Here is a 13,557-nt window from a genome sequence, read left to right as displayed (position 1 = left end):
GCCGCCCCGGCCTTGCCGGATGCGGCGAAACCCAATTCAGTTGCGGACCGCCCGGCCGCGCGCGCCGCCGCGATGCGCGGACCAGAGGTCGGGGCGCCGCAGGCGGGTCGCCCGTTCCGCCTCCGCCCGGCGCCAGGCCGCGATCTGGCCGTGATGGCCCGACAGCAGCACCTCCGGCACCGCCCGCCCTTCCCAGTCGCGCGGCCGCGTGAAGTGCGGATATTCCAGCAGCCCGCCGGAAAAGCTCTCCTCGTCGAGCGAGGCCGCGCTGCCGACCACGCCCGGCAGCAGGCGCGCCACGCCGTCGAGCACCGCCATCGCCGCGATCTCGCCGCCGGAGAGGACGAAATCGCCCAGGCTCACTTCCTCGCAGGCCCGTGCCTGGAACAGGCGCTCGTCGATCCCCTCGAAACGGCCGCAGAGCAGCACCGCGCCGGGACCGGCGGCCAGGCGCCGCAGCCGTGCCTGCGACAGCGGCCGTCCGCGCGGGGTCAGTGCCAGAAGCGGCACCGGCGCGCCGGCCGCCTGCGCCGCCGCTTCGCCCGCCGCATCCACGGCGGCGGCGACCACGTCCGCACGCATCACCATGCCCGGGCCGCCACCATAGGGCACATCGTCGACGGAGGCGTGTTTATCGCGCGCGTACCCGCGGATGTCCATCACCTGGAGGTCCCAGAGCCCGGCTTGCAGGCCGCGGCCGACCACCCCCTGGCCCAGCGGCCCGGGGAACATCTCCGGATAGATGGTCAGCACCCGCGCCGTCCAGCGCGCGGCACGGCCGGAGAGGCCCGCCCCGCGGGCGTCCTGCGCCACCCTGTCCACGCCTTCGCCCGTCATTCCCCGGCCTCCGGCCTGTCGCCGGCACCATCGGCCTCGTGCGGCTCCGGCGACACTTCCGTCGGCGGCACCACCTGCAGGCGGCCCCCGGCCAGGTCCACCACCGGCACGGTGTCCCGCGTGAAGGGCAGCAGCAGGTCCGCCGCGCCGCGGATCTCCAGCAGCGGGCCGGCACCGAAGTCCTGCACGTCGGTCACCCGGCCGAGCGGTTGGCCGTCCGGATCCTCCGCCAGCAGGCCGATCAGGTCCGCATTGTAGAACTCGTCGGCATCGGCGAGCGCCGGCAGGGCCGTGCGGGGCACGTGCAGGTCCAGGCCCCGCAGGGCCTCCGCCGCGTCGCGGTCGGCGACACCGGCGATCGCGACGAGCGCCCCCGCCTTCGCCGGCCCCAGGACGCGCAGGTCCAGCCGGCGCCGGCCGGCGCGGTCATAGACCGGGCCGTAGGCGGCGATGTTCATCGGATCCTCGGTATAGGTCTTCACCCTGACCGCACCCCTGATGCCATGCGGGCCGACGATGGTGCCCAGCCGGACCATCGGCTCCGTCACGTCGGGCAGGGCCGCGCTTGCGTCCCTGCCGGCGCGGCCGGCGCCGTCCCGGCGGCCACCGCCGCGATCAGGCCTCGGCCTGGGCTTCCCCGGCATCGCCGCCCTCGGCTGCCGGTTCCGCCGCGGGCTCTTCAGCCGGCGCGGCCGCGGCCTTCTGCTTCTCTTCCTCGGCCTGGCGCTGGGCCTCCAGGCGCTCCTGGGCCTTCGCCTTCGGCTTGCCCTTGTTCGGGCGGTCCGGGTTGGTCCAGGTCGCCATCTCATGCTGGGCGAGGAAGCGGGCGCAGCGCTCGGTCGGCAGGGCGCCGCGATCCAGCCAGAACTTGGCGCGCTCGGTGTCGAGCTGCACGCGGGTGCGGTCCTTCGGCAGCATCGGGTCGTAGGTGCCGATCTTCTCGATGAAGCGGCCATCCCGCGGGCTGCGGGAATCGGCCACCACGATGCGGTAGAACGGACGCTTCTTGGCGCCGCCGCGCGACAGTCGGATACGCAGGGACATTCGGAACTCTCTCCTCTTTGATCGTCCTGATGGGCGCGCCGGGCGCGCCCGATCTCTTCGTCACTCTCCGGCGGGGCCCGCCATGGCGGCAGCCCCGCGAAAACCCTTGCCTACTTCTTCGGGAAGCCCGGCGGCAGCTGCAGCCGCCCGCCGCCCGGCATCTGCCCGGGGAAGCCGCCCGGCATCTGTCCGGGCATCCCGGGCATGCCACCCATCCCGCCCGCCATGTCGGCGAGGCCGGGCGGCAGCTTGCCCTTCTTCCCCATCTTGCTGACCTTCTTCATCATCCCGGCCATCTGCTGGTGCTGCTTCAGCAGCCGGTTCACGTCCTGCACGCTGGTGCCGGACCCGGTCGCGATGCGCCGCTTGCGGCTGGCCTGGATGATCTTCGGATTGCGCCGCTCGCGCGGGGTCATGGAGGAGATGATCGCCTCCTGCCGGCCCAGCATCCCCTCGTCGAGATTGGCGTCCGAGAGCTGCTTCTTGACCTTCCCCACACCGGGCAGCAGGCCCATGATCCCGGACATCCCGCCCATCTTCTTCAGCTGCCGCAGCTGCTGGCGCAGGTCCTCCAGGTCGAACTGCCCCTTCTCCATCTTGCGGGCGAGCGCCTCGGCCTCTTCCTGCTGGATGGTCTCTGCCGCCTTCTCCACCAGGGAGACGACATCGCCCATGCCCAGGATGCGGCTGGCGATGCGCTCCGGATGGAAGGCCTCCAGCGCCTCCAGCTTCTCGCCGGTGCCGATCAGCTTGATCGGACGGCCGGTGACCGCCCGCATCGACAGCGCGGCGCCGCCGCGGCCGTCGCCGTCCACCCGGGTCAGCACGATGCCGGTCAGGCCGACCCGCTTGTGGAAGGCCTCCGCCGTGGCGACGGCGTCCTGGCCGGTCAGCGCATCCGCCACCAGCAGGGTCTCGTGCGGGCGGGTCGCGTCGCGGACGGCGGCGACCTCCGCCATCAGCGCCTCGTCGATCGAGAGGCGGCCGGCGGTGTCCAGCATCACCACGTCGTAGCCGCCCAGGCGGCCGGCCTGCATCGCCCGCTTCGCGATGTCCACCGGCATCTGGCCGGGCACGATCGGCAGGGTGGCGACCTCCGCCTGCTCGCCCAGGATCTTCAGCTGCTCCTGCGCGGCGGGGCGTGCGACGTCCAGCGAGGCCATCAGGACCTTCTTGCGGTCCTTCTGCTTCAGCCGCAGGGCGATCTTCGCCGTCGTCGTGGTCTTGCCGGAGCCCTGCAGGCCGATCATCAGGAAGGGGATCGGCGACGGCGCGTTCAGGTCGAGCGGCGCTTCCTCCGCCCCCAGGGTCGAGACAAGATGGTCGTGGACGATCTTGATGACCATCTGGCCGGGGGTGACGGAGCGCAGCACGCCGGTGCCGACCGCCTTCTGCCGGACCTCGGCGATGAAGGACTTCACCACCGGCAGCGCGACATCGGCCTCCAGCAGCGCGACCCGCACTTCGCGCAGGGCCTCGCCGACATCGGCTTCCGTCAGGGCGCCGCGCCGCTTCAACCGGTCGAAGACCGATCCCAGCCGTTCCGAGAGACTGTCGAACATCGGGCCGTCCCGCCTCGATCCCTTGCACCTGCCGGCCCGCAGGGGCCGGCTCCACATGCCCGCCGAAGCCATAGCGAATGGGCGCCAGTGCGCGATACTCGCGGACTGGCGGCGATCGCCGCTTCGGCTTGGCGACCGGCAGGTCCGGCCAGGGCCGGGATTCCTGTCGGAAAGGGCGGTCTTATGAGCCAGCCGCCCGGCACTGTCAAGCTGCGGGGGCCGCCCGGACGGTCAGGCGCCCGGGAACGGAAGGCCGTAGAGCCAGGCCAGCCAGATCGCCAGCGCCAGCGCCGGCCCGAACGGCAGAGCGATGTCGGCGGCGAGCCGCCGGCCCGCGACCCGCATCGCCAGCACCAGGACAAGGGTCATCGCCACCGCAGCCAGCACCGTGGACGGCAGCGCCTGCCAGCCAAGCCAGGCGCCGCCGGCGGCCAGCAGCTTGGCGTCGCCCAGCCCCAACCCCTCGCGCCCGCGAAAGGCGCGATAAAGGTGCGACACCAGCGCCAGGGCCGCATAGCCGGCCAGCGCGCCGGCCAGGTGGGCGGCCAGGGCCGCCGGCGCCAGGAGCCAGGTCGCCGCCAGCCCGGCCCCGAGCAGCGGCAGGGTGAGCCAGTTCGGCAGGCGCATGGTCCGCCAGTCGATCCAGGCCAGCGCCAGCAGGCCCCAGCCCAGGACGCAGGATGCCGCCAGCCGCTCCGGCGGTTCGGCGGCCAACGCGGCCCAGGCGGGCGGCAGGGCGATCGCCGCCGCCGCGGCCGCCAGGGTCGCCGCCTGCGGCAGCCGAAACGGCCGCATGCCGGCGGACGGCGCCACGGGCCGCGGGCTCAGTTGCAGATCTGGTCGCTGGCCGGCGCGCCCGGCCCGTCGGAGCCGTACGAGCAGAGGTCGTAGGGCTTGCCCGGCCGCTGGGTGGGGCTGGTATAGACGAACTCGTGCCCCCAGGGATCCTTGGGCACGCCGTCGCCCTTCAGGTAGGGCCCGTTCCAGTTTTGCACGCCCTGCGGCTTGGTCAGCAGCGCCTGCAGGCCCTGCTCGGTGGAGGGATAGGAGCCGACGTCGAGGTTGTACAGGTCCAGGACCGTGCCCATCCGCTGGATCGATTCCTTGGCGATCGAGTCGCGCGCCCCGCCCAGCTGCTGCAGGACGAGCGGGGCAACCAGCCCGATCAGCAGGCCGATGATGGTGATCACCACCAGCACCTCCAGGATCGTATAGCCGGCCTCCCCATCCGCCGGGGCCCGCCGGCGCCGCGCGGCTGCGGCGGTCGCGATCGTTTCAGGCCAGAACGCCATTGGCATCGACTCCGTTCTGCGGTTTCATGATCTGGGTTTCCATCGGCTCAGCGAACCTGCATGCCCGCTGCCTTCCTGGCCTGCATGGCCGTCGTTTCCGCATTCTACCAGCTTCCGCCGCGGGTCCTGCCCTCGATTCAGGCGGTCGAGGGCGGCCGGCCGGGACTGGTCTCCGCCAACAGCAACGGCTCGGAAGATCTGGGCGTGATGCAGGTCAACACCTTGTGGATCGCGCCGCTGGCGCGCGACACCGGGCGGCCGGAAGCCGAGGTCCGCGCGCGCCTGATCGACGAGCCCTGCTTCAACATTGCCGCCGCCGGCGCGATCCTGCGGATCGAGCTGGACGCCAGCGACGGCGACCTGCTGCGGGCGGTCGGCAACTACCATTCCCGCACCCCCGCCCTGCACGAGGCCTATCGCGGCCGCGTTCTGGCCGCGGCGGAACGGCTGTTCGGTGCCGCCGAGAGGTCCGCGCCGCCGCCGCCGCCGCCGTTCGAACACGATCAATCCCATCGATAGACCAGCAGCGGCGCATCCTGCTGCCCGGTCAGGCGCACCACCGCGGTGCGGCGCGCCACCGCGCCGCTGGACGGATCCTTCGCCTCCGCGGCGATGGTATAGGCATGGCCCAGCGCCACGCCGGGACTTTCCGGCGGTGGGCGGCCGTCGCGCGCGGCGGCGCGGCGTTCATCGAGCGCCTGCTTCGCCACCGGGCTGACGCCGGCGAACAGCGCCAGCACCCGGTCTGTCGCAAAGGTCGGGTCGACATCCGCCGCCTGGGAATAGACCGTCAGCAGCGGCGCCACCCGGTCGTAGAGCGCGGCATTCATCCCCGGCACCCAGCGCAGGTCGCCGACCGTCTGGAACGGGATCGATGCCGGGCTGTAGCCGATCGTCGCACCGCCGGAGTCGCCGCCGCCGCCGAGCGAGTCCTGCGGCGGCGTGCGGTGCTGCATGATCCTCCGCACGAGGTCGTCGGCCTCCGCGCCGTCGCTGCCGGCACTGGCCAGCACCAGTTTCAGGGTGGCGGCGTTCGCGCGATTGAGGTCGATCCGACCGGCCTCGTCCAGCACGGTGACGGTGGAGCTGTGCCCCGCGACATCGATCTTGAATGGCCGGCCGGTCACCGGGGGCTGGGTCTGCTGTGGCCCGAGCATGGCGAGGATCGCGACGTTGATCGCCGCATCGGTGGCGGCATGCAGCTGCGCCAGCGCGCCGCGGTCGCGCACGGTGCCGGCATCTGCGCGGGTCAGCTGCGAGACGCTGATCACGATCACCGCCGCCAGCGAGGCCGCCCACAGGGCGGCGATGATCGCGACACCTTCGTCTCCCGCGCGCCGGCCCCGTCCTGCGCACCATACGGACATCGTCAGCTCCGCCGTGCCAGCGGCGCGACCTGGAGCATCCGCTCACGCAGCTCGTCGGTGACCGCCTCCCCATCGAAACGCCCGCGGACCACGCGGGGGGTGATCATCACCAGCAGTTCGGTGCGCCGCCTGGTGTCGTTGCGGGTACCGAACAGATAGCCCAGCACCGGGATCTCCTGCAGCCAGGGGACGCCGGAATTGCCGCGGGTCTCGCGATCGTCGATCAGGCCGGCAAGGGCGATCGTCTCGCCGTCATGCACCGCCACCGAACTGGTGACCTGGCGCTGCTGGATGGTCGGCGACTTGATCTCCGACGACTGGGTCGCCACCGGCTGGCTGATCTCCTCGAAGATGTCGAGCACCACCAGGCCGCTGTCGTTCACCCGTGGCCGGATATGCAGGATGATGCCGGTGTCGCGGTACTGGATGCTGCTGACCGTCGGCGCGTTCGGCGTGATCGTGCTGGTCGAGGTCTGCGTCTGGGTCGGCACCTGGTCGCCGACCTGCAGCCGCGCGGTGCCGTTGTTCAGCACCATCAGGTTCGGCGCGGCGAGCACGCGCACCGTCGTCAGCTGCGACAGTGCCTGCAGCATCACCGAGGCGGAGGCGGTGGTGTACAGCAGGTTGGCGCCGGGCACGAAGGAAAAGCCCGGGAAGTTGGCCAGCGTGCCGGCGCCAGCGCCGGCCGTCGTGGTTGTGGCCGCGGTGGTCGCCGCCACGTTCGGCGCGAATACACCGGCGAAATTGCCGCTCTGGAAGGCGTATTGCAGCCCGAGCGACAGATTGTCGCCCAGGGTGACCTCGGCGACCGTGGCCTCGATCAGAACCTGAAGCGGCGGCACGTCCAGCTTCTCCAGCGCCGCCTCGATATCGCGATAGAGCCGCGGCGGCGCCACGATCACAAGGGCATTGTTGGCTCGGTCGACACTGACCCGCACCGGCGGGACGCCGGCGCGGTCGGTCGCACCCGCGGCCAGCTGGGCCACGTCGCCGACGCTGCCCAGCGGGCCGGCACCTGCCCTCGGCGGCGGCGCCGGGTCGTTGGATGCCACCGGCGAGGTCGCCGGGGTGGCGGGATCGAGCCCGTCGCCACTCAGGCCGCCGCCTTGCCCGCTGCCAAATCCGCTGCCCGAGCCGGAGCCGTCCAGCCCGTCGCTGCCGAGGCCGTTGCCGTCGCCCGGGCCGCCGCCCGGGCCGCCCCCGCCGCCGGCCTGCTGGATGCCCAGCGCCTCGCTCAGCACACGGCCCAGGTCGGTCGCCCTGCCGTTGCGCACCCGGTAGACGTAGATCCGCGGCTGCGAGCTTTCGTCGCCGCGGTCCAGCCGGTCCAGCCAGTCGCGCATCCGCGCGATATAGCCGGGCTGCCGCGAGGTCACCAGCACCGCGTTCAGGCGGCCGACCGCGAACACCCGCACCACGTCCTTCGCCGACGGGCTGGCGGTGGCCAGCATCGCGTTGGCCTCGTCCGCAATCTCCTTGGCGCGGCCATAGCGCAGCGGGATCACCGCGAACGACATGCCCCGCATGAAGTCCGCGTCGAAGACCTCGACATTCTCCTCCACCTGCGCCACGTCCTGCGCCGGGCCGGTGATGGTGAGCAGGCCGCGCGCCTGATCCGCCTGCACGGTGGTGCCGGCCGGGGTCAGCGGTTGCAGCGCCTTCTGCAGGTCGGCGACGCTGACATAGCGCACCGGCACGATCCGGGTGACCAGCCCTGCGCCGCCGCCCAGCGCCGCCTGTTGCGCCGCCTTGTCCGCCGGCAGCGCCAGGAACACGCCGTCGCGCTCCACCAGCACGACATTGGCCAGCTGCAGCGCATCGGTCAGCACCGACAGCACCTGGTCGCGTGGAATCGGGCTCCCGGTCTTCAGGGTCACGGTGCCCTGCACCGCGGAATCGACGGAATAGGACAGGCCAAGCAGGTTGCCCAGCACGCTGCGCAGCACGTCGCGCACGTCCACCCCGTCGAAATCCAGGGTGACCGGGTCGCCGGGCGGGATCTCTATCCCCGCGCTGCTTTTCAGCGCCGGCAGGTTGGCGAAGGCACCGGTGCCCATCACCACCTGCGCCGGCGGCCGCGGCCCGCCGTCGATCGACAGCCCCTCCGACGCCGTGTCTGTGGTCCGGGCGGTGGGGGAGGCGTCCCGCACCAGGGTCTTCGGCCCGGGCGCGGAACCGATCGGCCCCATCTTGGGAAAGCGCTCCTCGAAATCGGAACAGCCGGCGAGCGACAGCAGCGCCAGGGCCAGGGCGCCGGACGCGAGGGCGGGCCAGCCCCGCAGCGGCCAGCCCCGCACCGGGAAGGGGCGCTGCGGCCTCACCCCTTGCGCTCCGCCGGGCGCGGGAAGGCGAGCTCAAAGGTCTGCTTCCCGGATTCGAACTTGACCTTGTCTGTCATCACGTCCTGCAGCCTCCAGCCGTCCAGCGTGTGTCCCGTTTCCAGCACCAGGGTCTTGCTGCCGCTGGGCTCCTTGATCAGTGCGCTGCGCCGGTCGCCGCTGATGACGACCCCGACCAGGGTATAGCCGTTCAGGGGGGGCGCCGCAGGCGTCTCGTCCGCCTTGGGCGGCGGCGGCGGGGGCGGCGGGGTCCAGGGCTTGCGCGACGGATAGAACAGCGGGTGCGCAGCGATGTCGGGATAGCTGTCCGATCCGGCGCCCTGCGACCCGGCCGGATCGGCCGCGGCGGGCGCCGCCTCGGCCGGCGGCGCCGCCGCGGTCGATTGATAGGGATAGACCGGCGGCAGGCTGATCGCCCACCAGAACGCGGCCGCGGCCGCGCCGAACAGGCCGGCCCGCCAGGCCAGTGCGACGCCCGGGCTGCTGGCAAAGGCCGGCATCAGCCCGCCACCTCCTGCAGGTAGCCCATGACATCGAGGTCGAGGTTCAGGACCGGCGGCTTGTCCGGCGGCGAGGCGTTGGCCGGCACCTCGATCTGGAAGCCTTCCACGAACAGCGCGGGCCTGGCCTGCGCGACGGCCTCCAGGGTCTTTTCGACCATGTCCAGCGGCCCACTCATCTTGAAGCGGACCCGCACCAGCTTGAACTCCTGCTCGCTGCGCGTCGGCAGCGGCGAGGAACTGGCGAGGCTGCCGCCGTTCTTCTCGACGATGCCGCGCACCAGGGTCTCCATGTTCGCCGACACCACCGTGTCGCTGCGCTCTTCCCAGACCTCGCCGCCGGATTTCAGCCGGTCGGCGAGCGCCTTGTCGAGCCGCTGCAGCCCCGGAATCCGGCTGGCCACCTCGTCGAGGCGGTTGAGCCGGTCGATCTCCGCAGCGATCGCCGCCTGGCGCGAAGCGACCATACCCGCCAGGGGAGAGATCACCAGCAGCCAGGCCAGCAGCGGGATGGCAACCAGGATCGCCAGGGCCAGGGCGCGCCGCACCGGTTTCGACAGGCCGTCCATCACGGGTTCGCACGCTGGTCGTGGATGTGCTCGTCCGCCGCCACGCCGGTAACGATGTCCATCGAGATGTCGAAGCGCTGCGCCTTGCCGTCCTCGGTGCCGGTGATCGGCGACAGGAACTTCGGGTTCGCGAACAGCTGGTCCCGGTTCAGGCTGTCCACCAGCTTCGAGACGTTCGGCGACACGCCGACGATCTCCACCTTCTGCCCCTGCACCTGCACCCGGCTGACCCAGCTGTTCTCCGGCACCAGGATCGTCAGTTCGTTCAGGATCTGCAGCGGCGCCGGCTCGGCGCGGCGCTTCTGCAGCATGGCCAGCGCCGCCTCCGTGGTCTCGCGCTGGCGCGCCAGCTTCATCGCCGCCTGGGCCAGCCGGCCCTTGTCCGCCGCCAGCTGCTGCAGGCTTTCCGCCTGCTGGTCCAGCCGGATGACGTAGAACGCGAAGGCCGCCACCAGCAGGCCGACGGCACCGAGTTCCAGCATGTCCCGCAGGCGGCGCTGCAGCGGCCGTCCGGCCTCGTCCCGGTCGCTGCGCCACAGCACCGCGGGCGGCTGGCCGCCGCCGGCGCCCGCCACCACCCGCTCCGGCCGCAACCGCAGGCGGCGGGCCAGGTCCAGGGCCTGCGCGATCGTCGCCTTGGTGGCGACTGTCAGGCGGACCCGCAGATGCTCCCCCCCACCCCTGCGCGGCAGGACGGCATGGGCGAACTCGACCTCGTCCGGCGGCAGCGGGACGATGCGCTCCATCTGGTTCGCGAGGATCTGGCGCAGCGCCCGTTCGGCGGCGCGGGGCAGGTTGAGCTCGGTTTCCAGCACCGTGTCGGGCTGCAGCTCGATCGTCACCCCGCTGGCCCGCCGGCACTGCCGCAGCGCCGCCTGAACCTGCGCCGCGGCGGCATCCGGCGCGGAAGGGTCGATCGCCGCCACCACCGGCCGGCCGCCGCCCGAGGGGTGTACCCGCAGCCGCACCGCGTCGCCGGCGAACTCCAGCGCCACCGGCGCCTGCCGGGCCGCCTGTCCGCCGCGGCGCGGCAGCAGGTCCCGCAGTTCACCCAGCCACCAGGCGAGCGCCGCCCGCGCCCGGTCGTCCAGGTCCTGCCGCAGGCTGTCAACCGCACCTGCCATCACTGTCCCCGCTGGCAGCCGCCGGCACCGGGCCGAAAGCGGCAGGCGGCATTGGCCCGCACCTTGGTCGCGACCACGAAGTCCGGCCAGGCGGCGGCCGATTGTCCGCTGCGTTCCATCGTCATCCGCACCATGTACGGCAGTTGCGTACGATTGCGCCAGTCGTCCTGCCAGGCGGCGGCGCCGCCGCCCTCCGGCGGGCCGAAATAGCGGAACCGCACCTGGGTCACGCCGTCCAGCACCGGTGCCTTCGGGGCGCCCGGGCCGATGCCGCCGGCGGATCCCTGCCAGGTCAGGAACAGGGCGCTGCCGCCGTCCTTGGGCGCCACCGATAGCGATTGCAGCAGCCACTGCCCGGCCTCGACCTGGCCGGATCGCGGCGCCACCAGGGTCAGGCGGTCCGGACCGCCGTCGAACGCGATGCGAAGGTCGGCGGGGTCCGGCGAAGCCAGCGCCGGCTGCGCATGCACGATCATCCGGCGCAGGAAGGTGCGCACGGTCTCCAGGTCGTCCACCTGGTTGGTCTGGCGTTCCGCGCTGCTCCATGCCCGCGTCGTCAGGCTGGCGCCTTCGCCGATCATCACGGCGAGCATCGACAGCAGCGCCACCCAGATCAGTGCTTCCAGAAGCAGCATGCCGGACTCGCCGCTCCGGCCGCCCGCCGGGCCGCGCACGGCGCGGGCGCGGGCGCGGGCCCGCAGGCGGCGCAGGACCTGCCGGGGCGGGGTCACCGTCCCCCCGTGTCGCGGGCGACCCGGACCGTCTGCAGCTGCACCTCGCGGGACAGGGTGCCGTCGCGCCAGCGCACCGTGACCGCGACCTGAAGCCCGGTGACGCCGGACTGCGGCAGCGGGCGCTGGGCCTCGTAGGGGGCGATGGCGAGCTGCCACGCCATGCCGTTGTCCGCCGTGCCGGCCTGGCTGCCGGGCTGCAGCGGCAGGTCGTAGCCGACCCGGTCCAGGAGCGTCTCCGCCACCGCCACCGCCGCCGCCCCGTCGCGGTCGAAGCGCAGCCGGTTGAGGCTTTCGGAGATCGCGGGATAGGCGTAGCCGAACGCCAGCGCCGCGATCGCCAGGGCGACGATGACCTCCAGCATCAGAAAGCCCTCGTTCCCCGGCCGCCGCGGCCCGGTAGACGTCCCGGGGCAGGTCCCGGCGCCCGTGGCTGGACACGTCCCGCTGCGCTGTGGCACGCCCCTAGCCATCGCGCCACACCGCCCCGGTCAGGCCGTTGATCTCCACGGTGTAGGACAGGTTGCCGTTGTGCAGCGAGATCCGCGCGCCTGTCGCGGAGCCGTCGGGCAGGAAGCGCAGCCGCGCGACACGGCTGCCGCCGGTCACCAGCCGCTCCGGCGCCACGGCGATGCTGTCGACGACGGCGGGCAGCGGGCGGAACGTCTCCGGTGCCGTGGACAGGCTGTAGCGCAGCCGCTGCAGGTCCAGCAGCACGTCGACCTGCGCCTGCGAAGTGCTGGCATGGCCGCGCACCTCGCGCAGGGCGGCAACGAAGTCCAGGGCCGCGGCGCGCAGGCGGGCACTGTTGATCCCGGTCAGCAGCGAGGGCATCACCGCCATCGCGATCGCGATGATGGTGAGGACGACCAGCACCTCCAGGATCGTGAAGCCGCCATCGCCGCGGCGGCCCGCAGCCGCGCTGTCGGACCTGCGGGTCCGCAGCCGTTCAGCCGGCCCCGCCACCGTCATGTCCCCAGCTGGTTGATGCTGACCAGAGCGGTCATCACCGCGCCCATGATCATGGCGACGAGCGCGCCCATCGCCAGGGTGATCGCCGGCACCAGCAGGGCCAGCAGCCGTTCCAGGATCCGCTCGACATCGTGCTCGTACATGCCGGCCAGTTCCTGCAGCATCTCCTGCAGGCGCGCGGTTTCCTCGCCGATCTGGATCAGCCGGATCGCCAGGTCCGGGAAATGCCCGGTCTGCTCAAGCGATCGCGCCAGCCCCTCGCCGCTCTTGAAGCGGATCGCCAGTGCCTCGATCGCATCGACCAGGGTGCGATTGGTGACCGTCGCCCCGGCCAGGGCCAGGGCCCGGGCGGCCGGCACGCCGTTGCCCAGCAGGGTGCCCAGGCTGCGGCTGAAGCGGGCGACCTCGATCCGGGTGATCAGCGGGCCCAGCAGCGGCAGCCGCAGCACGCTGCGGTCGCGGAACACGACGAACCAGTCCTGCCGCGACAGCAGCTGCAGGACCGCCGCCAGGCCGCCGATGCCCGCCAGGATCGCCCACCAATAACCGCGCAGCCCGTCGCTGGCCGCCATCACGATCACCGTGGCCGTCGGCAGGTCGGCGCCGGCATTGGCGAACAGGCTTTCGAACTGCGGCATCACCAGGGTCAGGATCAGCACGACCGCCGCGGTGGCCGCGACGGTCAGGATCGTCGGATAGATCATCGCCGAGGTGATGCGCTGGCGGATCGCCTCGCTCTTGCCCAAGAAATCCGCCACCCGCGCCAGCACCACCGGCAGCGCGCCGCTTTCCTCGCCCGCCCGCACCATGCTGATGCACAGGCCGGGGAACACGCCCGGCTCGGCCGCCATGGCGTCGGCCAGGCCGGCGCCGTCGCGCACCCGATCCAGCAGCTTGGCAACGATCTTCTTGGACTTCTTCTTCTCCATCAGGTCGACGAGGATCTCCAGCGCGCGGTCGAGCGGCAGCCTGGCGTTCAGCAGCCGGGTCAGCTGCTGCGCGAACAGCGCCAGCTCGCCCGGGGGAAACGCCTTGTCGTCGCCGAGCGAGAGCTGCAGTCCCAACCCCTTGCCGGAGCCGGCGTCCCGTTCCATCGCCTGGATCGGCAGCAGGGCCTGATCGTGCAGGCGGTCCAGTACGGTCTTGCGGTCCGGGCCCTCGATCTCGCCGGTGACGATCTCGCCATTGGCCGCCAGCGCCCGGTATTCGAACCGCGCCAT

At 72.4% G+C, this 13,557-nt stretch carries 16 protein-coding genes; 1 reads left to right on the top strand and 15 read right to left on the bottom strand.

Annotated features, from left to right (window positions below; genetic code table 11):
- Positions 1-36: 36 nt before the first annotated feature.
- The 6 genes from trmD to gspG form a co-directional block, all read right to left on the bottom strand.
- Positions 37-837, bottom strand: coding sequence for a tRNA (guanosine(37)-N1)-methyltransferase TrmD (gene trmD, locus ACFOGJ_RS13400; protein WP_379901161.1), 801 nt, complete (start codon positions 835-837; stop codon positions 37-39).
- A complete protein-coding gene (rimM, locus tag ACFOGJ_RS13395; protein ID WP_379901159.1) occupies positions 834-1,385 on the bottom strand; it encodes a ribosome maturation factor RimM in 552 nt (183 codons plus the stop codon). Before rimM ends, trmD begins: the two co-directional genes overlap by 4 nt.
- A gap of 67 nt (positions 1,386-1,452) precedes the next feature.
- Positions 1,453-1,881: a 30S ribosomal protein S16 gene (rpsP, locus tag ACFOGJ_RS13390; protein ID WP_379901157.1), complete on the bottom strand. Its 429-nt coding sequence runs from the start codon at positions 1,879-1,881 to the stop codon at positions 1,453-1,455.
- 110 nt (positions 1,882-1,991) lie between these two features.
- Positions 1,992-3,443, bottom strand: a complete 1,452-nt coding sequence (gene ffh, locus ACFOGJ_RS13385; RefSeq protein WP_379901155.1) for a signal recognition particle protein — start codon at positions 3,441-3,443, stop codon at positions 1,992-1,994.
- A gap of 231 nt (positions 3,444-3,674) precedes the next feature.
- Positions 3,675-4,238 (bottom strand): prepilin peptidase, encoded by a 564-nt coding sequence (locus ACFOGJ_RS13380; RefSeq protein WP_379901153.1) that lies wholly within the window; start codon positions 4,236-4,238, stop codon positions 3,675-3,677.
- Between the two features lie 29 nt (positions 4,239-4,267).
- Positions 4,268-4,735, bottom strand: a complete 468-nt coding sequence (gspG, locus tag ACFOGJ_RS13375; RefSeq protein WP_379901151.1) for a type II secretion system major pseudopilin GspG — start codon at positions 4,733-4,735, stop codon at positions 4,268-4,270.
- A 60-nt stretch (positions 4,736-4,795) separates the two neighbouring features.
- Here gspG and ACFOGJ_RS13370 point away from each other — a divergent pair, with 60 nt between their 5' ends.
- Positions 4,796-5,254: a lytic transglycosylase domain-containing protein gene (locus ACFOGJ_RS13370; protein WP_379901149.1), complete on the top strand. Its 459-nt coding sequence runs from the start codon at positions 4,796-4,798 to the stop codon at positions 5,252-5,254.
- On the opposite strand, the gene ACFOGJ_RS13365 is transcribed toward ACFOGJ_RS13370, so the two are convergent.
- The 9 genes from ACFOGJ_RS13365 to ACFOGJ_RS13325 all read right to left on the bottom strand — a co-directional run bounded on the left by ACFOGJ_RS13365 (position 5,239) and on the right by ACFOGJ_RS13325 (position 13,557).
- Complete coding sequence (locus ACFOGJ_RS13365) at positions 5,239-6,102, bottom strand: hypothetical protein (RefSeq protein WP_379901147.1); 864 nt, start codon at positions 6,100-6,102, stop codon at positions 5,239-5,241. The two genes, ACFOGJ_RS13370 and ACFOGJ_RS13365, sit on opposite strands and share 16 nt — an antisense overlap.
- Before the next feature lie 2 nt (positions 6,103-6,104).
- On the bottom strand, positions 6,105-8,423 hold the full coding sequence (gene gspD / locus ACFOGJ_RS13360; RefSeq protein ID WP_379901145.1) for a type II secretion system secretin GspD: 2,319 nt from the start codon (positions 8,421-8,423) through the stop codon (positions 6,105-6,107).
- Positions 8,420-8,941 (bottom strand): hypothetical protein, encoded by a 522-nt coding sequence (locus ACFOGJ_RS13355; protein ID WP_379901143.1) that lies wholly within the window; start codon positions 8,939-8,941, stop codon positions 8,420-8,422. The genes gspD and ACFOGJ_RS13355 overlap by 4 nt, the downstream gene beginning before the upstream one ends.
- On the bottom strand, positions 8,941-9,510 hold the full coding sequence (gene gspM / locus ACFOGJ_RS13350; protein ID WP_379901141.1) for a type II secretion system protein GspM: 570 nt from the start codon (positions 9,508-9,510) through the stop codon (positions 8,941-8,943). Before gspM ends, ACFOGJ_RS13355 begins: the two co-directional genes overlap by 1 nt.
- Positions 9,510-10,634 (bottom strand): PilN domain-containing protein, encoded by a 1,125-nt coding sequence (locus ACFOGJ_RS13345; protein WP_379901139.1) that lies wholly within the window; start codon positions 10,632-10,634, stop codon positions 9,510-9,512. The genes gspM and ACFOGJ_RS13345 overlap by 1 nt, the downstream gene beginning before the upstream one ends.
- On the bottom strand, positions 10,634-11,365 hold the full coding sequence (locus ACFOGJ_RS13340) for a hypothetical protein (RefSeq protein ID WP_379901137.1): 732 nt from the start codon (positions 11,363-11,365) through the stop codon (positions 10,634-10,636). Before ACFOGJ_RS13340 ends, ACFOGJ_RS13345 begins: the two co-directional genes overlap by 1 nt.
- Complete coding sequence (locus tag ACFOGJ_RS13335; RefSeq protein ID WP_379901135.1) at positions 11,362-11,730, bottom strand: hypothetical protein; 369 nt, start codon at positions 11,728-11,730, stop codon at positions 11,362-11,364. The genes ACFOGJ_RS13340 and ACFOGJ_RS13335 overlap by 4 nt, the downstream gene beginning before the upstream one ends.
- Before the next feature lie 100 nt (positions 11,731-11,830).
- A complete protein-coding gene (locus ACFOGJ_RS13330; RefSeq protein ID WP_379901133.1) occupies positions 11,831-12,331 on the bottom strand; it encodes a Tfp pilus assembly protein FimT/FimU in 501 nt (166 codons plus the stop codon).
- A 2-nt stretch (positions 12,332-12,333) separates the two neighbouring features.
- Positions 12,334-13,557: a type II secretion system F family protein gene (locus ACFOGJ_RS13325; RefSeq protein WP_379901131.1), complete on the bottom strand. Its 1,224-nt coding sequence runs from the start codon at positions 13,555-13,557 to the stop codon at positions 12,334-12,336.

It is taken from the genome of Marinibaculum pumilum (genome assembly GCF_042646425.1).
Lineage (GTDB): Bacteria > Pseudomonadota > Alphaproteobacteria > Ferrovibrionales > Ferrovibrionaceae > Marinibaculum > Marinibaculum pumilum.
Note: the sequence above shows the minus strand (reverse complement) of the source record. Positions and strands in the feature narration are given on the sequence as shown.

Bases quoted from the DNA above. Each gene is read 5' to 3' on its own strand.
- trmD (WP_379901161.1), bottom strand. From the start codon at position 837: ATGACGGGCGAAGGCGTGGACAGGGTGGCGCAGGACGCCCGCGGGGCG.
- rpsP (WP_379901157.1), bottom strand. From the start codon at position 1,881: ATGTCCCTGCGTATCCGACTGTCGCGCGGCGGCGCCAAGAAGCGTCCG.
- ffh (WP_379901155.1), bottom strand. From the start codon at position 3,443: ATGTTCGACAGTCTCTCGGAACGGCTGGGATCGGTCTTCGACCGGTTG.
- ACFOGJ_RS13380 (WP_379901153.1), bottom strand. From the start codon at position 4,238: ATGCGGCCGTTTCGGCTGCCGCAGGCGGCGACCCTGGCGGCCGCGGCG.
- gspG (WP_379901151.1), bottom strand. From the start codon at position 4,735: ATGGCGTTCTGGCCTGAAACGATCGCGACCGCCGCAGCCGCGCGGCGC.
- ACFOGJ_RS13370 (WP_379901149.1), top strand. From the start codon at position 4,796: ATGCCCGCTGCCTTCCTGGCCTGCATGGCCGTCGTTTCCGCATTCTAC.
- ACFOGJ_RS13365 (WP_379901147.1), bottom strand. From the start codon at position 6,102: ATGTCCGTATGGTGCGCAGGACGGGGCCGGCGCGCGGGAGACGAAGGT.
- ACFOGJ_RS13355 (WP_379901143.1), bottom strand. From the start codon at position 8,941: ATGCCGGCCTTTGCCAGCAGCCCGGGCGTCGCACTGGCCTGGCGGGCC.
- gspM (WP_379901141.1), bottom strand. From the start codon at position 9,510: ATGGACGGCCTGTCGAAACCGGTGCGGCGCGCCCTGGCCCTGGCGATC.
- ACFOGJ_RS13345 (WP_379901139.1), bottom strand. From the start codon at position 10,634: ATGGCAGGTGCGGTTGACAGCCTGCGGCAGGACCTGGACGACCGGGCG.
- ACFOGJ_RS13335 (WP_379901135.1), bottom strand. From the start codon at position 11,730: ATGCTGGAGGTCATCGTCGCCCTGGCGATCGCGGCGCTGGCGTTCGGC.
- ACFOGJ_RS13325 (WP_379901131.1), bottom strand. From the start codon at position 13,557: ATGGCGCGGTTCGAATACCGGGCGCTGGCGGCCAATGGCGAGATCGTC.